Here is a 24690-nt window from a genome sequence, read left to right as displayed (position 1 = left end):
CCCCGTGTTGGCGGCAAGTTGAGGCCATGTGCACCATGCAGAAAGGCCCCCGCCCAAGGGGGCGAGGGCCCGGAACACGGACGGGTCAGAACTCGTAGTCCGCGATCACCCAGGTGGCGAATTCCCGCCACTGCGCCACCCCCGCCTGATGCGCGGGGTGCTCCAGATACCGCTGCAGCGCGGACGCGTCGGCCACGGCCGAGGTGATGGCGAAGTCATAGGCGATCGGGCGGTCCGAGACGTTCCAGCCGCACTCCCAGAACTCGAGCTCGGGGACCAGCCCGCCGAGCTCGCGGAAGGCCCGCTCGCCGGCGGTCACGCGCGGTTCGTCGCGCCGTACGCCGTCGTTGAGCTTGAACAGCACCAGGTGGCGGATCATGCGAAGACTCCTCGGACGACGCGCCGCCGTCACTGCACCAGCGCGGTCATGAACTCGCCGACACCTCTGGCGGCGCTCGATATGCCCTCGAACCCTACCTGGACGAGATCCGCTGCCCGGTCCGGCGACGTGATGATCGTGTACAGCACGAAGACGATGACCAGGTAGAGCGCGATCTTCTTCGTTTGCACCATGCCGTGCCCGCTTCCCTCGCCGCGCTGTCCGCTCCGCCTGCCCCCTGGTGGGGATCGCGAGAGTCTAACCACACAAACGGTCGAAGCGATGGGCTTGCGGGCACGCCCGGAGGGGACGGCGCTCGCCCTCGTCCTCCACTCGGTGTGCATCTTTGATGCGGCAGGGGCCCGGGAGCCGTCCCGGGCGCTCTTCGATGTGGCTTCGGCCCGGTGCGGGGTGCTGCCTGAGGGCGGATGGACGGAGGACGGGCAACAACCCGGGAACTGGCGATCGGGATTCGCTCAGCCGTGCTCGGCAGGCACCACAGAACCTCGGTGCCGCGACGCTTGGCCTGAGCTGCGATCGCGGCACCGGAGCGGGATGCCGAGGACGGTGACCCGACCAGCCCTTGGACGTCCTGAGGATCGCCGGGCGCCGGCCGATCGTGCGTCCTCGATGGCCCCGGCTCCCTCCGCCGCACCGAGCAGATCTTTTCGGATGACGCGCGACCACTCGACGCGATGCTGGGTCGCCCCGGCAGGCAGGGGTGCGATTACCGGTAAGCCGAATCGATGCTGCCGGAGGTGTCGACGACCTGGAACTGAGATGTGGCAACAGGACCGGAGACGGTCGGCTCGGCGTTGGTGGGGTTGCGGACGCGTTCTTCTGCCGCCCTTCCTGCGCGACGTTCTGGCTATTGGTAGATGGTGCCGATGGTGCGGGAGTTGTCGACGGTCCGGCACTGGTAGGTCCTATCGGAGCCCGCAGCGGTGAGGGTCAGGTTGTTGGGGTTGTTGCAGTTGTTGTTCTGCCGGCCCTCTTGCGCCGTGTTCTGCTGGAAAATCCCGCCGCCTGTGGTGGAGCCGCCTTCGGCGCGGGCGCCGCCGCCCTTGAGATGGGTGTGCTTGCTGAACGAGTGGTCCTGGTTGCCGCAAAGCGCCGCCGCCCGGCCCCCCGTGACCGTGACGGGCGAGTTGTTGGGGTTGTTGCAGTTGTTGTTCTGCCGGCCTTCCTGCGCCACATTCTGCTGGAACATGTCGCTGCCTGTGGTGGAGCCGCCTTCGGCGCGGGCCCCGCCACCCTTGACAAGGGTGCCCTTGTTGAACGACGCGTCCTTGTTCCCGCAACGCGCTCCTACCCGGCCCCCCGTCAGCGTGATGCTCGACAAGTTGGGGTTGTTGCAGTTGTTGTTCTGCCGGCCCTCCTGCGCGATGTTCTGCTGACGCATGTCTGCGACTGTGGCGGAGCCGCCTTCGACGCGGGCGCCGCCGCCCTTGACATGGGTGTGCTTGCTGAACGAGTCGTCCTTGTTCGCACACCGCGCCCCCACCCGGCCCCCCGGCACAAAGAAGGACGAGAATGCGTTGGGGTTGTTGCAGCTGTTGTTCTGCCGGCCTTCCTGCGCCACATTCTGCTGTTCAATGACGCTGCCTGTGGTGGAGCCGCCTTCGGCGCGGGCGCCGCCGCCCTTGAGATGGGTGTGCTTGCTGAACGAGTGGTCCTTGTTGCCGCAACGCGCCTCAGCCTGGCTCCCCATCAGCGCGATGGGCGTTGTGCCGAGGTTGTTGCAGTAGTTGTTCTGTCGACCCTCCTGGGCCGCATTCTGCTGGGACACGTCGCCGCCTGTGCTGCCCCCTTCGGCTCTCGCGCCATCGCCCTTGACATGGGTGTGCTTGCTGAACGAGAAGTCCTGCTGCGTACAGCGGTCCTCCGACCGGCCGCCGTCAACCGTGAGGCCACTTCCGTTGGGGCTGTTGCAGTTGTTGTTCTGCCGGCCCTCCTGAGCCACATTCTGCTCGTCCACGCCTGTGGCGAAGCCGCCTTCGGCGTGAGCCCCGCCGCCTTTGACATGGGTGTGTTTGCTGAATGAGCCGTCCTTGTTCCCGCAATGCGCCACCGCCCGGCCTCCGGTCACGGTGATGTCCGTCCGGTTGCGGACGTTGCAGTGGTTGTTCTGTCGCCCCTCCTGCGCCGTGTTCTGCTGGATCACGCTGGTGATTGTGCTGGAGCCGCCTTCGGCGCGGGCCCCGTCGCCCTTGACTAGGGCGTGCTTGCTGAACGAGAAGTCTTGCTGCATGCAGCGGTCCTCCATCCGGCCCCCGGTCACGGCGAGGTCCGACAGTACGTTGGGGTTGCTGCAGTGGTTGTTCTGCCGCCCCTCCTGCGCCGTGTTCTGCTGGAACACGAAGGCCTCTGTGCTGGAGCCGCCGTCAGCCCGGGCCCCGCCGCCTTTGACATGGGTGTGTTTGCTGAGCGAGCCGTCCTCGTTCCCGCAACGCACCCCTAGCCGGCCCCCCGTCACGGTGATGTTCGAGAATCCCTTCGGGTTGTTGCAGTGGTTGTTCTGCCGCCCCTCCTGCGCCGCATTCTGCTGGAACGTATTGAGGCTCGTGCTGGAGCCGCCTTCGGCGCGGACGCCGCCGCCGCTGACATGGGTGTATTTGCTGAATGAGCGGTCCTGGTCCGCGCAGCGGCCTTCCACCCGGCCACCGTCCACATCGACCAACGGGTCGTTGGGGTTGTTGCAGATATTGTTCTGTCTGCCGCGCTGGGAGGTGTTCTGCTGACCCAGACTCGCCGACGAGGAGCCGCCTTCTACGTCTGCGTGGCCGGCCCGGACCCGGGAGAACGCGGTGAGGGACTCGTCACTGGACACACACCGTCCCGCTGCCCGACTACCGGAGAGCACCACATCCCCCTCCTGCATGTTGGGGTTGTTGCAGTGGTTGTTCTGCCGGGAGGACTGCGCGGTGTTCTGCTGGAAGACCTCCCCGCCCGTGGAGGATCCGCCGGTCGCCCTCGCCTTCGTCCCATCGGGGCCGGTCTCCGCGAACGCAGCCCCGTGCCCCAGTCCCGCCCACCCGCTCACGACCAGAACCACCATCGTGGCCGTCGCGATCCTGTGTCCCCGCACCCGAACCTCCTTGCGTCAATGCAGCAACCAATCCATTTCCCCTCCTCAACGCCGGCCCGCCCTTCCTTGACATGGCCCCGCTCCGCCTCCCACCCCAACAGCGCAACTTCGTCCTCTCCGGAGCCCGGCCTGCTCTACCGGCGACGCCCAGCCGAGAAGGGGGAGCAGCACCCGCCACGACGGTCGCCTGACGAGGGCGCCGACGGAGCGTCAGTTGCGTCCGTAGCGGCGTCCGTAGCTGCGGACGTTGGCGGTGCCTACGGGAGAACGAGGAAGACGTCGCCCAACGGACGTGTGCGGTGATCTTCGCCTGTGTGTTCGTGAAGGTCCGCCATGGGCATGTGGTCAACCCGCGCCACGACGTCGCCCTCGGCGTCATCACCGACGGCTACCGCGATCCTCTCCCTGTGGGCCGGTGACGGCGGCGAACGCGCCAAGTACTGGCAGACCGTCTCATCGAGCTGTGCAACCGGGGCGTCCAGGATGTGCTGATGCTCGTGTGCGGCGGCTGAGCCGGCCGGAGTTCGGGCTGGGAAGATCACGAAGGGGCGGTCCCAGCTGGGACCGCCCCTTCGTCTACCTGCGGTAGCGGTGGGATTTGAACCCACGGAGGAGTTGCCCCCTCACACGCTTTCGAGGCGTGCTCCTTAGGCCGCTCGGACACGCTACCGGGAGAGAGCTTAGCGGACGGGTGGCCGTGCTCCGAAATCGGTATCGATCCGTCCGGTTCGGCGGAAGAAACGCGTGAGCAGTTCCCCGCACTCCTCGGCCAGCACACCGTGGATGACCTCGGGCCGGTGATTGAGCCGCCGGTCCCGTACGACGTCCCACAGGGAACCGGCCGCGCCCGCCTTCTCGTCGACGGCGCCGTAGACCACCCGCTCGACCCGGGAGAGCACGGCGGCACCGGCGCACATCGTGCACGGCTCCAGTGTCACGACGAGCGTGCAGCCCGACAGCCGCCACTGACCGACGGCCCGCGCCGCCTCGCGCAGCGCCAAGACCTCGGCGTGCGCCGTGGGGTCACCGGTCGCCTCGCGCTCGTTGCGACCGCGGCCGAGCACCCCGCCGTCCGGACCGAGGACGACCGCACCCACCGGCACGTCCCCCGCCTCCGGGGCGCGTACGGCCTCGGCCAGGGCAAGGCGCATCGGCGCGTGCCAGGGGCCGCGCAGGGGATCCGGGGTGTCGGGTGCGGTCATGGGGACAGTGTCGGTCACAGCCGTGCCCCGCGGCGCACGCCGGCCGGTGCCGGTGGCGCCGCGGTGAGAGCGGCCCGGGTCAGCGGACCGCCTCGAGAACCTCCCCGCAGCCCAGCACGTCGGCGATCTCGCTCAGCGCATCACCGCCCAGGGCCATCAGCTCCTTGCTCGACATCCCGAGGTCCTCGAGGATCTCCGAGTCGCCGATCGGGCCGGGCGGCACGGCGTCGTCGTCGGTGGCCGACTCCTCGCCGTCGCCTTCCGGCTCGCCGTCCTCGGTGCCGTCGAGGTCCACCAGACTGTCGAGATCATCTTCGGGCTCACGGCCGAGCAGTTCGTCCGTGAGCAGAATCTCGCCGTACGAGCTACGGGCCGCGGCTGCCGCATCCGATACGTAGATGCGGGGGTCCTCCTCGCCGTCCACCCGAACGACGCCGAACCACGCGTCCTCCTGCTCGATGAAGGCGAGCACCGTGTCATCGTCGACCGATGCCTGCCGGGCCAGATCCGTCAGATCGGCCAGGGTTTCCACATCGTCGAGCTCTGTGTCGCTCGCTTCCCACCCGTCTTCGGTGCGCGCGAGCAGTGCGGCGAAGTACACCGTGACTCTCCCACTGGTCATAGCGTTTGCCGGGTCCGGCGGGATCAGGAATATCTCACCTTGGCCCGCCCACTCGGAATCGTGGCAGAAACGAGGCCATCGCGAGAGGTCTTCCGCTGTGCGTCGTGCACCAGTCCTGCAACCGGACGGTGATCCGGGGGCTGCCCGGGCTACCAGCGGAAGGTCCGCATCCGCATCTGTTGGCGCATCCTGGCGACTCGGGCACGCCGCGGTTGGACGCGTTCACGCAGTGCTTTCGCCTCGTTGAGTTCTCGAAGGAATTGGGCGCGTCGCCTGCGCCTCTCCGCGTCGTTCTCCGCCAGCGCGGGCTCGCCACTGGGCTGGTTCCGGTCCGGCACGACTGCCACACCTCCCCCAAGCTGGGTCTGTTGTCCCGCGCGTCCGTACCGGGCGGTAGTGCCCGTACGGCCATACGTGCCCACCTTCCCCCGGACAGGTGCTTTGATGCCACCGGAGGCGTCGTCGGTGGGGAGCGAAGGCGCCATGGGAGCCGCGGAACCGCTCGGCTACTGTCTTCGGCATGCGGATCCACGTCGTCGACCACCCGCTGGTGGCCCACAAACTCACCACGCTGCGCGATGAGCGCACCGACTCCCCGACGTTCCGGCGCCTGGCCGACGAACTGGTCACGCTGCTGGCCTACGAGGCGACCCGTGACGTGCGCACCGAGCAGGTCGACGTCACCACGCCCGTGACGGCCACGACGGGTGTGCGGCTGGCCCGTCCGCGTCCGCTGGTGGTGCCGATCCTCCGGGCGGGCCTGGGCATGCTCGACGGCATGGTGCGGCTGCTGCCGACGGCCGAGGTCGGCTTCCTCGGGATGATCCGGGACGAGGAGACGCTGCAGGCCTCCACGTATGCGACGCGGATGCCGGAGGACCTCTCGGGGCGCCAGGTCTACGTCCTGGACCCGATGCTGGCGACGGGCGGCACGCTCGTCGCGGCGATCAACGAGCTGATCGGCCGCGGCGCCGACGATGTCACCGCCCTGTGCCTGCTGGCCGCGCCGGAGGGCGTGGAGTACATGGAGCGCGAGCTGGAGGGGACGCCGGTGACCGTCGTGACGGCCGCGGTGGACGAACGCCTCAACGAGCAGGGCTACATCGTGCCGGGTCTCGGCGACGCCGGGGACCGGATGTACGGCACGGCCGACTAGGGCCTTCGAAGGAGCGTCGTCCGCCCGGAGGGGAGACGGGACTTCGGAGAGGGGGCCTCGTCGCGCCGGACGCCAGGAGCGGCCGCCCCACCGACCCGTCGCTCCAGGCGTCCGGTGAGATGTCGCGTGGGGGCCCGGGGCAGGCGTCGGGCGATGCCGTACGGCGGGTTCCGTCAGATGTCAACCGCGCAGCCGTCACACGGCCGGCGTCCGGGCGGCCCGGGAGCCGGGGCGCGGTCGGGACGCCGCCGGGTCAGCACTTCGCGGTGGCCCGGGTCGCTGAGGCGGCGGGCTTCGGTGACGGGCTGGTCAGCGCGACGAGCGCATCGTCCGCCGCCTGCTTCTCGGCAAGGGACTTGAAGGCGTCGCCGATGATCAGGTCGACGTCCTTGCCGGTGCGCTTGTCGGCCTCCGACGCGGCCCCTGCGAGCTGCGTACCGAGCACCTTGAACGGCCCGTCGGCCGCGTTCGGGGCGCCCAGCAGTACGCCGGTGCCCTTGACCTTCTTGTCGTAGGCGGCCGGGGCGTTGCCCACCTTGCCGACCTTGAAGCCGCGCTTCTTCAGCTCGTCGGCGGTCTGCTTGGCAAGGCCGGAGCGCTGCGTCGCGTTGTAGACGTTCACCGTGATCTCGCCCGGTTCCGGCAGGGCCGCGGCCGTGGCGCTCGGGTGGCTCTCCGGCGTACCGCAGTCCGCCTTGCCGGCCGCGCGCGCCTTTCCGCCGCTTCCCGTGAACACGTCGATGAGCTGCAACGTCCCCCACCCGGACAACCCGAGGGCTGCGACGGCTCCGATCATGGCGACCACGATGCGGCGGCGGTTGCGCGGCCTGCGCATCCGCGGGTACCTGTCCCCCGTGATGCGGTACTTACCGCCCATGCCGGGGGGAGTCAGCATGCTCATGAAGCGCAGCGTAGTGCGGCCGGGCCTCTCTGCCTACTAGATGATCAATGCGTGGCGCAGAGCCCAACCCGAAAGGGGCAATGCGCCTAATTATGGGTGAAGTGCTCCGGGTTGGGGTGGGGTGGTGTCAGCCCAATTCCAGGACCCGCGCGTGCAGCACCTGACGCTGCTGGAGCGCCGCCCGGACCGCCCGGTGCAGCCCGTCCTCCAGATAGAGGTCGCCCTGCCATTTCACGACATGGGCGAAGAGGTCTCCGTAGAACGTCGAGTCCTCGGCCAGCAGGGTCTCGAGATCGAGCTGCTGCTTGGTGGTGACAAGCTGGTCGAGGCGTACCGGGCGTGGAGCGACGTCCGCCCACTGGCGGGTGCTCTCCCGGCCGTGGTCCGGGTACGGCCGCCCGTTTCCGATGCGCTTGAAGATCACACGGAAAGCCTACCGGTCCCGGCGCTCCGGGCGCAGCCATGGCGCAGGAGTGGAAAGGCCGCGAAAACGATCAAACCGCCAGGCGGCTCTGGCCGGAGGTGAGCGCTCCGCAAGCGCCTCAGCGCTGATCACCGCGAGGCCAGGGCCCGTACGCCGGCCGGCGCCGAGCGGTGGGCCGCTCGGCGCCAGTCGGCGTGGGTCCCGGGCGTGTCGGCCGGGCTCCCGTGGTCCCTACTCCGTGACGCGCTCGTACTCGTCGTGCAGCCCGCCGCCGCTGCCGGCGTCGCCCGTGGTGGACGTGCTCGCCACCGGCTCCGTCAGTGAGCCGAGGTCGTGCGCGTACGTGCCGACGGCGTGGGCGATCACATCGATGTTGGTGTCGAAGGCGGCCATGTCGATGTTGGAGAGGTTGTCGCAGGCCGCGTGGTAGCAGGCGTCGTACGCGACCCCCGCCTCCCCGCCGAACTTCTTCGCCTGCTCCTCGGTCTTGATGCCCTCGGCACCCGTGAACGTGCCGCCCGACGGGATGCCGACCTCGATGAACGGGCCGTAGTCCGAGCGGCCGGTGAAGTCCGTGCCCTCGTGGGGCTTGCCCGTGCGGTCGAGGTAGTCGTTGATCTGCTTCTCGATCTGCGCCGACCCCTCGGGACCAGGGCCCGCGCCCGTGCCGTCCGAGTCGTCGCCGTCGTACACGAACTGGCCGTAGTTGGGTGACGCGATCATGTCGAAGTTGAGGTAGAGCGCGATCTGCTTCCGCTGCTGCTCGGTCAGGCGGGCGACGTAATCCTCCGAGCCGACCAGGCCCAGCTCCTCCGCCGACCACCAGGCGAAGCGGATCTTGTTCGTGGGCTTCTGGTGGGTCTTGGCCAGCTCCAGGGCCACCTCCAGCAGGCCCGCCGAGCCCGAGCCGTTGTCGTTGATGCCCGGGCCCTCGGAGACGGAGTCGAGGTGGGAGCCGAGCATCACCGTACGGTCGGGGTTCCCGCCGGGGGTCTCGGCGATGACATTGCGGGTGGTCCGCTTCTCCTGCAGTTCGCGGATCTCGAACGAGACCTTGACCTCGCCCTTGGCCACTTCGGCGGTCAGCGCCTGGCCGTCCTTCCGGGTGATGCCACCGGTGGGTATCTTCCCTGCGGCAGGATCGCCGATCGTCCCGGACAGCGCGCCGTCGGTGTTGTTGTAGATGATCGCGCCCACCGCGCCCGCACCGGCCGCCGCGGCCTGCTTCTCTGCGAAGGTGCAGCCGCCGCGCTGGATGAGCGCGATCTTCCCCGTGAAGGAGCCGGAGGCGTAGTCCTCGGCCTCGCACCCGGACGTGGCGTCCACCGGCACGGCCGCGACCGACGCCTCGATGCCGCCCTCCGGAGTGCTCTTGGTGTAGGTCATCGCCTCGATGGCGATGTCCTGCGGGGTGGGCGAGACGACCCCCAGCTTCTCGGCGAGCGTCTCCGTGTAGGTGAACTCGAAGGCGTCGTACGAGACGTCGTACCCGGCCTTCCGGAGCTGGCGGTACACGTACGCGGCGGACGCGTCGTGCCCCAACGAGCCCGCGGCCCGGTGGCCCCCGGCCGAGTCGGCGATGGCCTGGAATCTCTTCAGGTGGTCGTGCGCGTCCTTCGCCGACGACCTCGCCACCAGCTTGCGCGCGAGCTTCTCGGCCGCCTTCTCGGCCTTCTTCGCCGGAGCGCCGGCGCTGCGCGCCGCGGTGGCCGGGGAGGCGGAGGCGAGGAGGAGCGGTGCGGTCAGCGCCACGGCGGCCAGGGCGGCTATCGCGCGGCGTGGGTGTCGTATGTCCACAGGAGTCCTTCCGGCAGAGCGGTCGGGACGGGTGTCCGGGTCGCGGGAACGAGCGTCCGCGCAACGGACGTGATGGAAGGGAAACTAGCGATCGGTGGGGCTAGGGGGAACGTATGCGGCACGGACGACTTGTGCCTCCCGGATATTTCGCGCCAGCGGGTCTCACGGAGATCCGGCGGCGGCGAACGCCGGGCCTGTGCGAGGCGATACGGGCCGGGGGTGCATGGCCCGGGGCCGGGCGGGAGGGGTAGGCGTGCGGCTCGGCAGGCGGGAGGGGTGGGCATGCGGTTCGGTGGGCCGTACGGGTAGGCGGGCGGGGCGGTAGGCGTGCGGTTTCGGTCGGCATGGGCGGGAAATCGGCCTTCCGGCGTAACCCGCTTGGGGTGCGCCCCGCGTGGTGACGATGCGCCCCCGGCCCCCGGCCACGCTCTCAGCTCATCCACGCTTCGTAGGGCATGACGTCCGCCGCCTTCACCGGTAGTCGTCCTGGTCCTGGGTGGCCGTCTGCTCAATACCGAGGACGCGGCAAGTGACCGGATCGAGGATGACCATGCACCGGACCCGTTCCGTTCACGCCCGCCGTACGCATACGCCCCGCCCGCCGCCCGTCGGCGACCGCCCCGGCCCGGGCGCAGCCCCTCCGCCCCGGCGGGCTGCGCGGCGGCCCAGGAGTCAGGACGGCGCCTGCAGGGCGTGCTCGCCGAGCCGTTCGATGTCGCGGACGAGAAGCCGCCGTTGGCGCTTCTGACTGGAGCCCAGGATGCCCATCGCCTCCAGCTTCCGCATGTGCCGGACGACCGATTCGCGGCTGATTCCGCACCATCCCGCGAGTTCGAGTTGGGTGAACCCGGTGAGCTCGATGCCCTCCTCCGTCGCCACTCCTTCGGCGTTGGCCAGCCGGAAGAGCAGCCGGCTCAGCCGTAACTCCGTGGCGGCGACGGCGAGATCGGCCTGGCACTGATCCGCCTCCCGCAAGCGCTCGATCATGACGACGAGCAGGTGCTTCATCAGGCTCGGATGCGAACTCAGCAGCGTCTGGAACGTCGTACGGGCGACCACATGCAACCCGAGCGTCGTCACCGCGGTCACGGTCGCACTGCGGCGCCCGCGCCGGATCGCGGCCATCTCGCCGATGATGTCGCCCGCCTGACGGAGCGCCAGATAGGTGCCCGTGCCGTCCTCGTGGCTGGCCACGACCCGGCACTTGCCTTCCGTGATGACACCGGCCCAGCCACTGTCGTCGTCGGTCTCGGAGAAGATCCTGTCGCCGGCACGGAAGCGGCGGCTGCGACCGGACTTCATCAGCTCCGCGCGCTCGGCATCGCTGAGGATGTCCCAGAACCTTACGGGTGGCATGGGGAAAGTCTGTCCGGGAGAAGACCGCTAATGCGTCAAATGACGCTTGTCGTCTGAACTTGAGCTGTTCTGATACTGCGAACTGTTGAAGATTGCAGTTCCAGGAGACGCTCGTGACCGATCAACCAGAACAGAAGTCCGAACCCCCCTCGCGCAGACGGTCTTTCGGGACCGGTGACGGGGACTACCGCATCAACATGCAGGGCGGCCGGGACGTGACGATCGGCGCCAACGCGCAGGTCGCCGGCAACAACATCGTCAACAACGTCAAGGAGATCAAGAAGACCGTCCACCGGCACCCCGTGATGTCCGTCGCCGTGCTCGCGGCGATGACAGCCGTCCTCTACGGCGGCGGCTCCGCCGTGTTCTCGGACGGCGGCGACGAGGTCGACCTCTCGGTGGTCGAGGAGAGCGGCAGCAAGGGCGCGATCCGTACGGTCGAGCAGATCCGCAAGGCCGAGAAGATCGGTGACGGTGCCGCCTGGTGCGCGATCGTCGCCCCGAGCGACGCCGGCTGCGCCGAGTCGATGAAGGGTGAGTTCGCGCGCAGGTCCCCGTCGTACCGGGACCGCGTCGACCGGGTCGAGATCGGCAAGGCGGAGAGGACGGACGCCGTCACGGCCGTCACCCTGAGCTGGGACGGCGTGAAGCAGGGCACGGTGCCCCTCGTGCGGTCCGGCGACCGCTGGCAGATGCGCTCCACCGACTACGCCTTCGTCAAGCTGGCCGGCGGTGTCTTCCTGTCCCTGGTCGACTCCAGGTCGGGGCAGTTGAAGGTCGGCGGAATCCCGGTGCCGTCATGAGCCGCCCGGACTCCTTCCGCTCCCCGGAGCCGCTTCCGGCGGCCCTCCGCGGGATGCGCGCACCGCAGCATGTGACGGTGCTCGTCGCGGACGTCGAGGCGTTCTCCTCACGTACGGACACCGACCAGATGCGAACCCGCGAGGCCCTGTACGAGGAGTTCCGCGCGGCTTTCGGCGAAGAGCTCTGGGCGCTTTGCCTGCGCGAGGACCGGGGTGACGGACTGCTGATCGTCGTTCCGCCCCGCATTCCCAAGGCGATGGTGCTGGGCACGTTTCTGCCGCGGCTCGAACGGGCGCTGGCGGACCGGCGGCGCGGCGACCCCCTCCTGCGCATACGGATCGCCGTGCACGCGGGGGACGTTCACTTCGACGAGCACGGGCTGGGCGGGCACGCGGTGAACCAGGCCTTCCGGCTCTGCGACAGCGCGCCGCTCCGGGCCGCGATCCGTACGGCTCGCAGCGACAGCGCGCTGCTCGTCTCGGACGCGATCCACGACAACGTCGTACGGGGCGGCTACGAGAACATCTCCGCCGCCTCCTTCCACGCCGTGGACGTGAGCGTCAAGGAGACCAGGACCCGGGCGTGGCTGCATGTGGCGGGGGACGACGAGGCGGCGGTCCGGGTCGCACGGGAGACGGCTGCGGCGGCCGGGCGGGGGACGGCCGCGGAGGACGGCTCGGGCGAACGCGAACCGGGGCGGGAACGGAGCCCGGAACGCGGGAGTGAATCCGGCTGGGGATCGGGGCGGGAGGGCGACGGCGACCGTACCGCCGACCCGACGGGCGGCATCTCCCTTCGGGCCGGCGGCGACCTCACGATCGAGCGCGACAGCATGATCGCCGGTCGCGACATCTCCACGGGGGAGGAGCGGCGACGGCCCCGGTGGAGGCGTTCCTGACGCGGACACGGCTCGGCCGCAACATCCCGGCCCGCACCCAGCGCCGGGCGCATTGCTCATGATCGATTCAGGGGGAAGGAGCGTTCCGTGGCTCGACGACACGGGGTATTCATCGCGGCCGCAGCGGCCGGATGTCTGATGCTCGCCGCGGTCGGCTGTGAAAAGGTCGCCGGACCGTCGTCCAAGGCGGAGGTGTGCAAGGGGTTCGACGAACTCGGACGGCAACTCCTCGAGGGCAACGGCATCATCGGCAATCCGCTGTTCCACGAGGCGGACGAGCTGGGGGACTTGGCCGAGCACTACGAAGGCACGGCCGACCTCGCCCAGGACGCGGACCGGCTGCACGGCATCGCCGACGCGGATTCCACGACCAACGTCGAACTCATCGACGCGACCCAGCAGGTGGCCGCTCTGTGCGGGCATCCGCTGAGCATCGGTTTCGGCGGCGGCCAGTAGACGACCCGGGGACGTTCGCCGTGCGGACGGGCCCGCCGCCGGACGGTGCCGCCTGTCCGCACGGTCCGTAGAGTCCGGCCCGTTCGCCCGGTCCGTGCGGCGCGCTGATCGCCCTGTGGGAATCGGCCGATTCCGGCATTCCGCCGGCACCGCTCGCCGCGTACGACTCGCTCCGCGCCGCTCATCGCGCGCCGCTCATCGCGCAGCAATCAACGCGCACCAATCACCCGCACCGCTCATTCGCGGCCATCACCACTGGAGGTATCCATGAACTGGAGTGTCTACGAGGTCTTCTCCGTCATTTCGGGGGTCGTGCTCATCCTGTGCGGCATCGCCTTTCCCGGCCTTTCCATCAAGGACAGGGCCTGGTCGGTACTCGGCGGCATCTTCTTCGTCGGCTACGGCATCTATGTCGCCAACCAGACCAGCGGCACTTGGGAATTCCCGGTCATCATCTTCATCATTCCGTTCGGCGCGGTGCTGTATCTGGTCGTCGCCAGATTCCTGCGCGACGAGCCCTCCGGCTCCCGGCCGGGCAGCGCGGAGCCGCGGCAGCGGGATCTCGCCTCGCGGGACGACTGAACGGACCGGATCCGCGCTTCACGGAGGGGCCTCGGCGCGTACGAGCCGGGGCCCCTCCGCGTACGAGCCGGGTCCCTGCGCGTACGCACCACCCCCGTCACCCGCAGCCCTGCGGCGTGGCGTTTGCGGCGGACCCGCGGTTGCGGCGTCCCGGCGCAGGTCCAAGCATGGCCGTAGCGGAAACCTGCCTGCGCTGGACGGAGCGAAGGAACCGCGACCGGGTTCGGGAGGACCGGCATGGCCGACGACGACGGGTCGCCGCGCTGCCTGGTCACCGGCGCCACGGGCTACATCGGCGGCAGGCTGGTGCCGGAGCTGCTGGCCGCGGGCCACACCGTACGCTGCCTGGCCCGTTCCCCCGAAAAACTGCGCGACCACCCCTGGGCCGGCGAGGCCGCGGCGGTACGCGGCGACGTGACGGACGAGGAATCCGTCCGTACGGCGATGGAGGGCATCGACGTCGCGTACTACCTGGTGCACGCCCTCGGCACCGGCTCGGACTTCGAGGAGACCGACCGGCGCGCGGCCCGGATCTTCGGCGAGCGGGCCCGGGCCGCGGGCGTCCGACGCATCGTCTACCTCGGCGGGCTGACCCCGCCCGGAGTGCCCGAACACGAGCTGTCGCCGCATCTGCGGTCCCGCGCCGAAGTGGGCCGCATCCTGCTCGGCTCCGGAGTGCCGACCGCCGTGCTCAGAGCCGCTGTCATCATCGGCTCGGGCTCGGCGTCGTTCGAGATGCTGCGCTATCTGACCGAACGGCTTCCGGCGATGGTCGCCCCGAGCTGGGTGCGCACCCGCACGCAGCCGATCGCCATCCGCGACGTGCTACGTCTGCTCGTGGCCTGTGCGCGCCTGCCGGACGACGTCAACCGGACGTTCGACATCGGCGGCCCGGACGTCGTCACGTACCGGGACATGATGCAGCGCTACGCCGCGCTCGCCGGTCTGCCCCGGCGGCTCATCATCCCCGTCCACGTCCTCACGCCCCGGCTGTCCAGCCTCTGGGTGGGCCTGGTCACCCCGGTGCCGAACTCCACCGCGCGCCCCCTGGTCGAGTCGCTCCGGCACGAAGTGGTGCGCACAGAGACGGACATCGAACGCTATGCACTGACCCCGCCCCCGGGATGTCTGGCCCTGGACCGTGCGATCGAACTGGCCCTCCAGCGCGTGCGCGACGCCGACGTGGCCACCCGCTGGTCGTCCGCAACCGCTCCCCGCGCGCCGAGCGACCCGCTGCCGACGGACCCGGACTGGGCGGGCGGATCCCTCTATACGGACCGCCGAGAGCGCGAGGTGGCGGCACCGCCCGAGGCGCTGTGGCGGGTGGTCGAGGAGATCGGCGGCGAGAACGGCTGGTACTCCTCACCGCTGGCCTGGTCGCTGAGGGGATGGCTCGACACGTTGGTGGGCGGCGTCGGCCTGCGCCGCGGGCGCCGTGACGCAACGCGGCTGCGGGTCGGGGACTGCCTCGACTTCTGGAGGGTCGAGGAGATCGAACCGGGGCGGTTGCTGAGGCTGAGGGCGGAGATGCGGCTGCCGGGCCTGGCGTGGCTGGAGATGAGTGTCGAAGGGAGGGTGGACGGCGGTTCGGTGTACCGGCAGCGGGCCCTGTTCCATCCGCACGGCCTTGCCGGACACGCGTACTGGTGGGGCGTGTCGCCGTTCCACGCCGCGGTGTTCGGAGGGATGGCCCGCAACATCGCAACGGCGGCGGAGACGCGGAGCCAAGCCCCAACCCTCCCGTGACCCGGCCGTGGCAGCGGCCAAAGGCCCGCGATGATCAGGTAGTTGGGCTGAACAACTCGTGGAACAGGGCGGCGCCGTCGGAAGGGGCACGTACCTCCACGTGCAGCACCCGTCCGTCCAAGTGCAGGCGGAAGTCGAGGAACGGGCAGCACTGTTGCTCCGCGGCGGCCAGCGCGGCGATCGCTCCGGCCCGTTCCGAGGGCAGCGTCAGACGTACGCCGCCGGGGATCCAGGCCCGTACGGCGCCGTCAACGGCCGTACGCCACTGGCCGGCCCGCTGCTTCAGGCCGTCGGCGGACAACGAGCAGGCAACGGGAGCGGTACGCCAGTGCTCTTCCGCTACCGCGGCGTCGGGCCGTGACGTATCCGTGTCAGGCGGTGCCGTATCCGTGTCGGGCCGTGCCGTGTTCGTGTCGGGCCGTGCCGTGTTCGTGTCGGGCCGTGCCGTATCGGTGTCGGGGAAACCGCACGCGGAGCCGCAGGGCCCGGCCCGGTCAGGCAGGGCTTCAAGGCGGGTGAGCGCGGAGCGCAGCGAATCGATGAAGGAGATCAACCCTCCGTGCTGCCGTTCGGCCTTGTCCAGGCGGGCGGTGACGCGCGGCAGCAGGTCGGCCTTCACGTCCGCGCACGTGCCCGCGTCCCGGACAGCGAGCAGTTCGCCGATCTCGCCCAGCGGCAGCCCGAGGTGCTTGGCGGTCCCGATGAGGGCCAGCCGCTGCACCGCCTCCTCGCCGTACACGCGGTACCCGGCGGGCGTCCGGTCGGCCGGCAGCAGCCCGGCCGTCTCGTAGAACCGCAGCGTCGTCGCGGGGACGCCGGTGATCTCGGCGAGCTGGGAGATGCGCCATGCACTCATACCTCGGACGGTAAACCTTCGACCCGCCTCGAAGGTCAAGCCGTAACCGTACGTACCGGGCTCTCCGCCGCACGGTCACGGGCGGGCCGGATGGTGCCAGCACCGGGGGGCCGCTGCCCGGGCGAAAAGCAGTGGCGTCGCGCCGGACCCGCTCACCAGCGACGCGGCGATGAAAGTCGTCAGCTTCCTGCACTGTGCATTCTTCGTTCTCCGGGAAAGCGCGCAGCGTGTTTAACACTCCGCGCTCGGTTCGTCTCATTTCGCAAACTCTTGCGCTTGGGTGCTGCGTTATTCGAAGGAATCTCCATGCAAGCAGGATTCCGGAGCCTCAGGTCGGTGGAGTCGCAATGGCCGAGAAAAGTCGTCGGCCGGTCGGTACGCCACCCGATGCGTACTGCGGATGGATTGCGCTCGGGCACCCTGTGCGGGCCTTGGGCCGACCAGGCTCGTCGGCGTACGTCCTCGTTCGGCGCGGTTGAGAAGAATTGATGGTGTCGGACCGTCGGACGCTCATCCGTCACTGGGAACCCAGAATTCCTCGGGCGGAGGTAGCCGAGTCCTCGGCCGCCGGGGCCGGTCGCAGGATCCTCAAAGCTCTTTGGCCATTCCGGGGGGAAGAGTTCTGGGCTGTTGGGGTGGAAAGTGGGCGTTCGGCCACTACGGGGAAAATTGGAGCGGTGTTGAAGGAGGGGTAACGGCCTGATGGCCGATGAGGACGAGGAGGCTCCGGAATGCGGGTGCACAGGATCTCGACAGCCACGATGCTGGTTCTGGCAGTGAGCGGGTTGGGGGCAGCGGGGTCCGGGACGGCCTTCGCCGGGACTGGCCCCGCGGGTGGGAAGGCGAAGGCCAGAGCGGGCGGAGGGTCGTCCACGGGCGGGGATGTATTCCAGCAGAACGTTGCGCAGTCCGCCCGGCAGAACAACAACTGCAACAACTCCAACACGGCGGAGGGTGCGGAGGAGGAAGAAGGGGTGACGCTCACCGGCGCCCGGGCAGCGGGCCGTTGTGTGACCAGCGACGGCTCCGTGAACGCGTTCTCCCGTATCCACAACGGCCCAGCAGAAGCCGAAGGCGGTTCGGCGACCACCAGCCTGGGTCAGCAGAACACCGCCCAGCGCGGCAGGCAGAACAACAATTGCAACAACACCAACAACGCGGCCATCGATGTGGACGGCGGCAGTATTGCGGGCCGCTGCGCGGACCTGGACTTCTCGTTCAACCACAAGACGTTCGTCAAGGGCAGCGGTGCCCGAGCCGAAGGCGGTAGCGCAGCAGCATCCGTGAACCAGCACAACACCGCTCAGGTGGGTCGGCAGAACAACAACTGCAACAGCCCCAACGACCTCTTTGAAGGCATCGATGTGGACGGCGGCCGGATTGAGGGCCGTTGCGGGAACAAGGACGCCTCGTTCAACCACAAGACCTTCGTCAAGGCCGGCGGTGCCCGAGCCGAAGGCGGCTCCAGCGCGATGGAGAGTGTGAACCAGCACAACGTTGCTCAGGAAGGCCGGCAGAACAACAACTGCAACAACCCCAACCATGACGCGGAACCCGAGGTGATGGCGGGGCGAATTGAGGGCCGTTGCGGGAACAAGGACGCCTCGTTCAATAAACACACCCGTGTCAGGGGCGGCGGGGCCCGAGCTCAAGGCGGCAGCGCAAACGCCAACGCGATCGAGCAGAACATCGCTCAGGTGGGTCGGCAGAACAACAACTGCAACAACCCCAACGACGACTCGGACATCACGGTGACGGGGGCCGGGTAGGGGCGCGTTGTGGGAACAAGGACGCCTCGTTCAACAAGCACACCCTTGTCAAGGGCGGCGGCGCTCGAGCCGAAGGCGGCTCCACCCCCACACCTGAAGCCGATTTTGTCCAGCAGAGCATTGCCCAGGAGGGTCGGCAGAACAACAACCCCAGCGACCTCTCGGTCATCACGGTGACGGGGGCCGGGTAGGGGCGCGTTGTGGGAACAAGGACGCCTCGTTCAACAAGCACACCCTTGTCAAGGGCGGCGGCGCTCGAGCCGAAGGCGGCTCCACCCCCACACCTGAAGCCGATTTTGTCCAGCAGAGCATTGCCCAGGAGGGTCGGCAGAACAACAACCCCAGCGACCTCTCGGTCATCACGGTGACGGGGGCCGGGTAGGGGCGCGTTGTGGGAACAAGGACGCCTCGTTCAACAAGCACACCCTTGTCAAGGGCGGCGGGGCCCGAGCCGAAGGCGGCTCCAGCACAGGCGGCGAGGTGTCCCAGCAGAACGTTGCTCAGGAAGACAGGCAGAACAACTTCTGCAGCAGCGGCAATGACGACTCGGGCATCTCGCTGAACGGGGGCCGGGTGGACGAGCGTTGCTGGAACAAGGACGCGTCGTTCAACAAGGGCACCCTTGTCAAGGGCGGCGGGGCCCGAGCCGAGGGCGGCTCCAGCACAGGCGGCAGCTTGCGACAGCAGAACCTTGCTCAGGAGGGTCGGCAGAACAACAACTGCGCCAGCCCGAACGACGCTACGGGCATCGCCCTGACGGGGGGACGGGTGGACGAGAGTTGCTGGAACAAGGACGGCTCGTTCAGTAAGCACACCGTTGTCAAGGGTGGCGGCGCCCGAGCCGAGGGCGGCTCCAGCACCCAGCATGTGGGTCAGCAGAACGCTGCGCAGGAGGGCAGGCAGAACAACTTCTGCAGCAGTGGCAACGACGATGCGGACTTCACGGTGTCGGGGGGCCGGGTGGAAGCGCGTTGCAAGAACAAGGACGTCTCGTTCAATCACAAGGCCTTCGTCAAGGGCGGCGGCGCCCGAGTCGAAGGCGGCTCGAGCACAGGCGGCTCCGTGCACCAGCAGAACGTTGCGCAGGAAGGGCGGCAGAACAACAACTGCAACAACCCCAACGGCGGTAATTTCACCGTGACCGGAAGCCGGTACGAGGTGAGGTGCAAAACCGAGGACGGCTCCGCCAACGTCCGCACCGCCGACTTCGGCGGAGGAGCCCGGGCCACCGGCGGCTCGGGCACACTCGAGGTGCTCCAGCAGAACACCGCCCAGGAGGGTCGGCAGAACAACAGCTGCGGCAACCCCAACAACCTCCCCCTGACCGCCACCGGCAGCCGCACGCAGGCCCACTGCGTCGCCGCCGACCGGTCCACCAACATCGGCACGGTCAACCGGTGAGTTCGGACCAGCAGGCATCCACGGTGAGCCCGCCGCTCTCGACGGCCCGCCTGTTCAGCTCGTAGAGCTCCGTCATGGAGGCGTGCGGGCTGACAGCTGACAGCGGGCTGACCGAGGCCCCCTCCCACCGGGCCTCTGCTCCTCGCCGTACCCGATGTGGTCGTTGACGCGATCATGGGAGGGGAGCCCGGGGGAGCGGCGAGGATGCGCGCCCGGTACATGCACGTCACCGGAACCATCCTGCGGAAGGTCGCGCAGCAAGTCGGCGAGGCGATCTGGGAGCCGCCGAAGGCCGACTGGGCGGAAACCGAGACGGATCAACGCCGAAGGCCCCGACCATGATCGGTCGGGGCCTTCGGTCTGCCCGGGCGGGTGCGGAGGATACGAGATTCGAACTCGTGAGGGGGTTGCCCCCAACACGCTTTCCAACTGTGTTGGTGGGGTGATGGCGCGCGTGCAGGGGCGTTCACCTGGGCTCATGGACGGCCCGCTGATGGGCTGCACCCGGCATCTGGACTCGCCTGAACGGCCGTGAACGGGGCTGAATGAGACGGAAACTGAGACGGAGGGCATCACAAGTTGGCCTGGTCACGCGCCTTGTACCACGTTGTCCTGCACACCGAGGTTCCACACGTGGTGGCATCTTCTCTGTTGGGTGTAGCCGCCAGGAACGCCCACGCTGACGGAACTCCAGAAGGGCTCAGCCTCGCGGAAGTGCCCGCCGGCGGTGTGCCACTGGACTCCGGGGTAGGCGTGACGGAGGGATCGCAGAGCGGCTGAGGCGAGGCCGCAGCGTTGGTAACCCTCGTAGGAGTGAGGCGCTTCCACCCAGCCGGTTTTGCACGGCTGGCAGACCACGTACTCGACCTCGAAAGCCAGGTCGGATCTGACGTATGCCGCGCGGATGCGCCAGCCTGTCCGCTCGTAGTAGCCCGCGGCCCGGTCGACCCAGGGTTTGGGTGGGGTGGCGGTCCCGTCGAAGCGGTACGAGGCGGGGTCCATCCATCGGCGAAGCCGGTCCCGCCAGGTCGGCTTGTCGGGCCACTCCCGTACCCAGTACACGTGGTCAGCGTGGCGTGCCACAGCACGGATTGCCGCAACCTTGTCCGCCATGCGCTCTCCTCCCCAGGCTCTGGAATCATCCTCGATGATGGTCAGGTGCGGGGGAGGCCGCTGTACACCCGCGCGTTCCTCGCTGCCTACCGTTTCGGCCAGCAACCTTGCGACTCAGAGGCTCTCCACTGCGCAGAATTCTCACCGCCCTCACGCCTGGCCAACGGTGTCCGGAGCGTCAAGGGCCGCCCGAGCCACGACCTTGAAGGCCGCTACGGCCTGATTGACCTGGCAGTGCTTGGCGTCGCTCCTTGGGACATCGCTCCGAGGTGGGACGCCTCGCGTGGCGCGGAGCTCAGTGACAATGACGGAGGCCTGCCAGTCAGCGATCGAGGGCATGACGCTCTAAGCTTCTGTGGCGCGCACGCCTTCCAACTATGGGGTGGCCCCAGGGGCATCGAATGCGGTTTCTCGAAGCAATTTGGGGGACTTCTGCCTTAGGACGCTGTGGAGCCTCCGGCATCGACGCCGTCCCACACCGAGGTCCGTTGGCCGCAGGCGAGTAGACAGTCACGCTGCATGTAAGCGGCCTCGCTCGTCTCTAGGGGAATCGCAACCTGCCGGCATGTGCCACCGACCCGGGCTATGCGTAAACGAGATGGGTCCAAGGGCCGCGTGGACTACCGTGTAGTTATGAGTCGTTGCACAGCCCCGGTTCAGGGTCATCGGACCGCCAGCGGAGCTGCGGCGTGCCCTGCGTGCAGCGGCGGAGGCTACGGGTACTCATCGTCCCGGTCTTACTACCCGCCGCCGGTTTACACGTCGCGGAGCAGTGGCGGAGGCGGTGCGACCAGTAGGGGCAGCTCCAGTGACGGCAGAACGCGGGCGCCTTGGTCACCTAGCACCTCGTCCGTGACTTACACGCCTGCTGAGGTGAAGGGGCTGACTCCTGTTCGAGACGCCGCCGCGTTGCGTGCGCGTCAACAGCCAGACCTTCGCGATGTCTTTCTCTGCCACGCATGGGATGACCGGCGCGGTGCTGCCAAGGAGTTGTGCGGCCTGCTGGAAGCAGAGGGCGTGTCGGTCTGGTTCAGCGAGAAGGACATCGCCCTCGGCCTACCGTTCATGCGGGAAATCGACAGGGGCCTCGCGAAGTCGCGTACGGGTCTCGTCCTGGTCACCCCTGCGCTACTGACGCGCCTTGAGCGCGGTGGCGTCTCTGACAAGGAGCTCTCGGAGCTCCTTGCACGTGACCTGCTGCTCCCTGTCGTGCACGAGACGACCTACGGCGAACTCCGGAACGTCAGCCCCCTGCTTGCATCCCGAAACGGGTTGGACACGGCGGAAGATTCGATGGCAGTAGTTGCCGCCAAGATCGCTGAGCTGGTCGCCGTAGACGACGACCTGACCGCACCGCCCACACCGGCCAACTAGCCGTCCGGTGGTCTGCCTGGGCGCCGCTCCCCATCACTGGCGCCAAGCCCAAGGCACGCGAGTCGGTGGCACGCGCTGCTACACAAAGGCTTCAGACCAAGATCGGTCCGAGCTTTTGCTCTGGTGCCCCTGCAGGATTCGAACCTGCGACACCCGCCTTAGGAGTTCGATCTTCGGCCCAGACGGATGGCTTGCGCTCTGGCCCTCTGTGTGGGCCGCCGAGTCCGACCAGGCTCGTCGGCGTACGTCGATGTCCGGCGCTATTGATGTCAATTGGTGATGTCAGAGTGTCGGGCGTTCGTCCGCGATCGGAAAATCCTGGGTTCCTCGTGTGGAGGTACCTGCGCGGCCTCGGCTGTCAGGGTGGCGGGGAACCCTCAAGGGTCTCTTGGGTATCCCGGAGGAAGGGGTTGGGCCGTTGGGGTGGAGGAGGGAGTGGGTCCATGACCGGGAGGGCTGGGGTGGAGTTGAGGAAGGGGTAGGGGCTGGGATCACAGATGGATGCATGGAGGCCACGGGATGCGGGTGCACAAGGTCGCGACAGCGACGATGCTGGTTCTGGCTGTCAGCGGATGGACGGCAGCAGGGTCTGTGACGGCTTTCGCCGATGCCGGCCCCGCTGAGACGAAGGCGAAGGCCAGGGCGACCGGGGGTTCCTCCACGGGCGGGGATGTCTTCCAGCAGGACGTTGCGCAGTCCGCCCGGCAGAACAACAACTGCAACAACCCCAATACAGAGGATGAGGAGCTGGAGCTCACCGGCAGCCGGGTAACTGGCCGGTGTGTGACCACTGACGGTTCCTTCACTGCGTTCTCCCGCATCCACAATGGGCCCGCAGAGGCTGAAGGCGGCTCGTCGACCGCAAGCCTGATTCAGCAGAACACGGCCCAGCGTGGCAGACAGAACAACACCTGCAACAACCAAAACGAGTCGGACATCACGGTGGAAAGCAGCCGGGTGGAGAGCCACTGCTCGGACCAGGATTTCTCCTTCAGCAAGCACACCCTCGTCAAGGGCGGCGGGGCCAGCGCAGAAGGCGGCTCCACGACCGACGGCACGGTGCGACAGCAGAACACTGCGCAAGAGGGACGGCAGAACAACGCCTGCAACAACCCCAATAGCTTTGCCACCGTCACTGTGACTGAGGGGCGGACGGAGGATCGCTGCAAGAACTGGGACCGCTCGTTCAGCAAGCACACCCTTGTCAAGGGCGGCCGGGCCCGCGCTGAAGGTGGCTCCAGCGCAGGCACCCTTAACCAGCAGAACATTGCGCAGGAGGGACGGCAGAACAACGCCTGCAACAACCCCAACGGCACGGGCGACTTCACTGTGACTGGGGGGCGGACGGAGGATCACTGCAAGAACTGGGACCAGTCACTCAGCAAGGACACCCTGATCAAGGGTGGCGGGGCTCGTGCTGAAGGCGGCTCCAGCACTGTCGACAGCGTGGAGCAGCAGAACATTGCGCAGGAAGGCCGGCAGAACAACGCCTGCAACAACCCCGAGTCCACGGGCAACATCGAGGTGACTGGGGGTGGGCGGACGCAGGACCGGTGCTACAACCGGGACCACTCCTTCAGCAAGCACACCCTGATCAAGGGTGGCGGGGCTCGTGCTGAAGGCGGCTCCAGCACCGTCGACACCGTGGACCAGCAGAACATCGCCCAGGAGGGACGGCAGAACAACGCCTGCAGCAACCCCGAGTCCTCGGGCGACATCGAGGCGACCGGGGGTGGGCGGACGCAGGACCGGTGCCGCAACCGGGACCACTCCTTCAGCAAGCACACCCTGATCAAGGGCGGCGGGGCCCGCGTCGAAGGCGGCTCCAGCACCGGCGGCCAAGTGCGACAGCAGAACATTGCGCAGGAAGGCCGGCAGAACAACGCCTGCAACAACCCCAACCGCTCGGGCGACATCGAGGCGATCGGGGGTGGGCGGACGCAGGACCGGTGCCGCAACCGGGACCACTCCTTCAGCAAGCACACCCTGATCAAGGGCGGCGGGGCCCGCGTCGAAGGCGGCTCCAGCGCAGCGGCTGACGTGGAGCAGCAGAATGTCGCGCAGGAGGGGCGGCAGAACAACAACTGCAACAACCTCAACGACACGGAATTCACCGTGGAGGGGGGGCGTGCGGTCGGCCGGTGCGGGAACCAAGATCTCTCGTTCAGCAAGGACACCCTGATCAAGGGCGGTGGGGCACGCGTCGAAGGCGGGTCCAGCACCGGCGGCGGCGTGTTCCAGCAGAACGTTGCCCAGGAGGGTCGGCAGAACAATAGCTGCAACAACCACATCAGCGGGGATTTCGATCTGACCGGAACCCGGTACGAGGTGGGTTGTAAGACGGTGGACGGCTCGGCCAACGTCCACACTGCGGATATCGGTGGAGGAGCCAAGGCCGAGGGCGGTTCGGCTACGGCCGACCTGTTCCAGCAGAACACCGCGCAGGAGGGCCGGCAGAACAACAGCTGCGGTAACACCAACAACCTCACCTTCACCGCCACCGACAGCCGCACACAGGCCCACTGCGTCGCTGTCGACCGTTCCACCAATATCGGCACGGTCAGCCGGTGAGTCCGGACCAGCCCGCGCCCCGAAGCCGTCGTCCATGCGAACCCCCGGTGCGACCGTCCCCGGGGTTCGCCTCGGTTGGTCAGCCGCTCGCCCGAGATGCGGCGCGGGTCTCTGGTGAGAGTGGCAGGCGGTTGCTGAGCCAGAGGTCGGTGGAGCGGGTTTGGGCGGTGGCCTGCCTGGTTTGGGGTCGAGCAT

At 68.4% G+C, this 24690-nt stretch carries 22 protein-coding genes and 1 tRNA gene; 10 read left to right on the top strand and 13 right to left on the bottom strand.

Going from position 1 to position 24690, the window contains the following annotated elements:
* Positions 1-85: 85 nt before the first annotated feature.
* The 7 genes from AB0M26_RS16430 to AB0M26_RS16400 form a co-directional block, all read right to left on the bottom strand.
* On the bottom strand, positions 86-379 hold the full coding sequence (locus AB0M26_RS16430; protein ID WP_365260931.1) for a Dabb family protein: 294 nt from the start codon (positions 377-379) through the stop codon (positions 86-88).
* Between the two features lie 29 nt (positions 380-408).
* On the bottom strand, positions 409-573 hold the full coding sequence (locus tag AB0M26_RS16425) for a hypothetical protein (protein WP_365260928.1): 165 nt from the start codon (positions 571-573) through the stop codon (positions 409-411).
* Positions 574-1247: 674 nt separating this feature from the next.
* Positions 1248-3467: a hypothetical protein gene (locus tag AB0M26_RS16420; protein ID WP_365260925.1), complete on the bottom strand. Its 2220-nt coding sequence runs from the start codon at positions 3465-3467 to the stop codon at positions 1248-1250.
* A gap of 583 nt (positions 3468-4050) precedes the next feature.
* Positions 4051-4137 (bottom strand) — tRNA-Ser (locus AB0M26_RS16415).
* Between the two features lie 10 nt (positions 4138-4147).
* Positions 4148-4669 (bottom strand): tRNA adenosine(34) deaminase TadA, encoded by a 522-nt coding sequence (gene tadA, locus AB0M26_RS16410; RefSeq protein ID WP_365260922.1) that lies wholly within the window; start codon positions 4667-4669, stop codon positions 4148-4150.
* Between the two features lie 79 nt (positions 4670-4748).
* Positions 4749-5270 (bottom strand): hypothetical protein, encoded by a 522-nt coding sequence (locus tag AB0M26_RS16405; RefSeq protein WP_365261054.1) that lies wholly within the window; start codon positions 5268-5270, stop codon positions 4749-4751.
* 170 nt (positions 5271-5440) lie between these two features.
* Positions 5441-5638: a hypothetical protein gene (locus AB0M26_RS16400; RefSeq protein WP_365260919.1), complete on the bottom strand. Its 198-nt coding sequence runs from the start codon at positions 5636-5638 to the stop codon at positions 5441-5443.
* 173 nt (positions 5639-5811) lie between these two features.
* Here AB0M26_RS16400 and upp point away from each other — a divergent pair, with 173 nt between their 5' ends.
* Positions 5812-6447 carry a uracil phosphoribosyltransferase gene (gene upp / locus AB0M26_RS16395; RefSeq protein WP_365260916.1) on the top strand — a complete coding sequence of 212 codons (636 nt, stop codon included), beginning with the start codon at positions 5812-5814 and terminating at the stop codon, positions 6445-6447.
* 253 nt (positions 6448-6700) lie between these two features.
* On the opposite strand, the gene AB0M26_RS16390 is transcribed toward upp, so the two are convergent.
* The 4 genes from AB0M26_RS16390 to AB0M26_RS16375 form a co-directional block, all read right to left on the bottom strand.
* On the bottom strand, positions 6701-7348 hold the full coding sequence (locus AB0M26_RS16390; RefSeq protein WP_365260913.1) for a LytR C-terminal domain-containing protein: 648 nt from the start codon (positions 7346-7348) through the stop codon (positions 6701-6703).
* Between the two features lie 127 nt (positions 7349-7475).
* Positions 7476-7772: a type II toxin-antitoxin system VapB family antitoxin gene (locus tag AB0M26_RS16385; RefSeq protein WP_003986294.1), complete on the bottom strand. Its 297-nt coding sequence runs from the start codon at positions 7770-7772 to the stop codon at positions 7476-7478.
* A gap of 231 nt (positions 7773-8003) precedes the next feature.
* A complete protein-coding gene (locus AB0M26_RS16380; RefSeq protein ID WP_365261051.1) occupies positions 8004-9542 on the bottom strand; it encodes a M28 family metallopeptidase in 1539 nt (512 codons plus the stop codon).
* Positions 9543-10241: 699 nt separating this feature from the next.
* Positions 10242-10925, bottom strand: a complete 684-nt coding sequence (locus AB0M26_RS16375; protein ID WP_365260910.1) for a cyclic nucleotide-binding domain-containing protein — start codon at positions 10923-10925, stop codon at positions 10242-10244.
* Between the two features lie 113 nt (positions 10926-11038).
* Here AB0M26_RS16375 and AB0M26_RS16370 point away from each other — a divergent pair, with 113 nt between their 5' ends.
* From AB0M26_RS16370 to AB0M26_RS16350, 5 genes are all read left to right on the top strand, one after another.
* Positions 11039-11728 carry a hypothetical protein gene (locus tag AB0M26_RS16370; protein ID WP_365260907.1) on the top strand — a complete coding sequence of 230 codons (690 nt, stop codon included), beginning with the start codon at positions 11039-11041 and terminating at the stop codon, positions 11726-11728.
* On the top strand, positions 11725-12627 hold the full coding sequence (locus tag AB0M26_RS16365; RefSeq protein WP_365260904.1) for an adenylate/guanylate cyclase: 903 nt from the start codon (positions 11725-11727) through the stop codon (positions 12625-12627). Before AB0M26_RS16370 ends, AB0M26_RS16365 begins: the two co-directional genes overlap by 4 nt.
* An 87-nt stretch (positions 12628-12714) precedes the next feature.
* Positions 12715-13083, top strand: coding sequence for a molybdenum ABC transporter substrate-binding protein (locus AB0M26_RS16360; protein ID WP_365260901.1), 369 nt, complete (start codon positions 12715-12717; stop codon positions 13081-13083).
* A gap of 267 nt (positions 13084-13350) precedes the next feature.
* Entirely contained in the window at positions 13351-13665 is a 315-nt protein-coding gene (locus AB0M26_RS16355; protein WP_365260898.1) for a hypothetical protein, read from the top strand.
* 237 nt (positions 13666-13902) lie between these two features.
* The gene (locus AB0M26_RS16350) at positions 13903-15411 is read left to right on the top strand and encodes an SDR family oxidoreductase (RefSeq protein WP_365260895.1); all 1509 of its coding nucleotides are present in this window, start codon (positions 13903-13905) and stop codon (positions 15409-15411) included.
* A gap of 34 nt (positions 15412-15445) precedes the next feature.
* Here AB0M26_RS16350 and AB0M26_RS16345 read toward each other — a convergent pair whose 3' ends face one another.
* Positions 15446-16267 carry a MerR family transcriptional regulator gene (locus AB0M26_RS16345; RefSeq protein WP_365260893.1) on the bottom strand — a complete coding sequence of 274 codons (822 nt, stop codon included), beginning with the start codon at positions 16265-16267 and terminating at the stop codon, positions 15446-15448.
* A gap of 731 nt (positions 16268-16998) precedes the next feature.
* Between AB0M26_RS16345 and AB0M26_RS16340 the strand changes: the two genes are divergently transcribed.
* Together AB0M26_RS16340 and AB0M26_RS16335 are read left to right on the top strand one after the other, a co-directional pair.
* Positions 16999-18036: a hypothetical protein gene (locus tag AB0M26_RS16340; RefSeq protein WP_365260890.1), complete on the top strand. Its 1038-nt coding sequence runs from the start codon at positions 16999-17001 to the stop codon at positions 18034-18036.
* 480 nt (positions 18037-18516) lie between these two features.
* Positions 18517-19437: a hypothetical protein gene (locus AB0M26_RS16335; protein ID WP_365260888.1), complete on the top strand. Its 921-nt coding sequence runs from the start codon at positions 18517-18519 to the stop codon at positions 19435-19437.
* 588 nt (positions 19438-20025) lie between these two features.
* On the opposite strand, the gene AB0M26_RS16330 is transcribed toward AB0M26_RS16335, so the two are convergent.
* Positions 20026-20550, bottom strand: a complete 525-nt coding sequence (locus AB0M26_RS16330; RefSeq protein ID WP_365260885.1) for a hypothetical protein — start codon at positions 20548-20550, stop codon at positions 20026-20028.
* A gap of 852 nt (positions 20551-21402) precedes the next feature.
* Here AB0M26_RS16330 and AB0M26_RS16325 point away from each other — a divergent pair.
* The gene (locus AB0M26_RS16325; RefSeq protein ID WP_365260882.1) at positions 21403-21924 is read left to right on the top strand and encodes a toll/interleukin-1 receptor domain-containing protein; all 522 of its coding nucleotides are present in this window, start codon (positions 21403-21405) and stop codon (positions 21922-21924) included.
* 519 nt (positions 21925-22443) lie between these two features.
* Complete coding sequence (locus AB0M26_RS16320) at positions 22444-24495, top strand: hypothetical protein (protein WP_365260880.1); 2052 nt, start codon at positions 22444-22446, stop codon at positions 24493-24495.
* The last annotated feature ends 195 nt before the right edge of the window (positions 24496-24690 follow it).

This window comes from Streptomyces sp. NPDC051776 (assembly GCF_040681345.1).
In the GTDB taxonomy this organism is placed as follows: Bacteria; Actinomycetota; Actinomycetes; order Streptomycetales; family Streptomycetaceae; genus Streptomyces.
The sequence above is the reverse complement of the archived record's forward strand: the minus strand, read 5'-3'. Positions and strand labels throughout refer to the sequence as shown.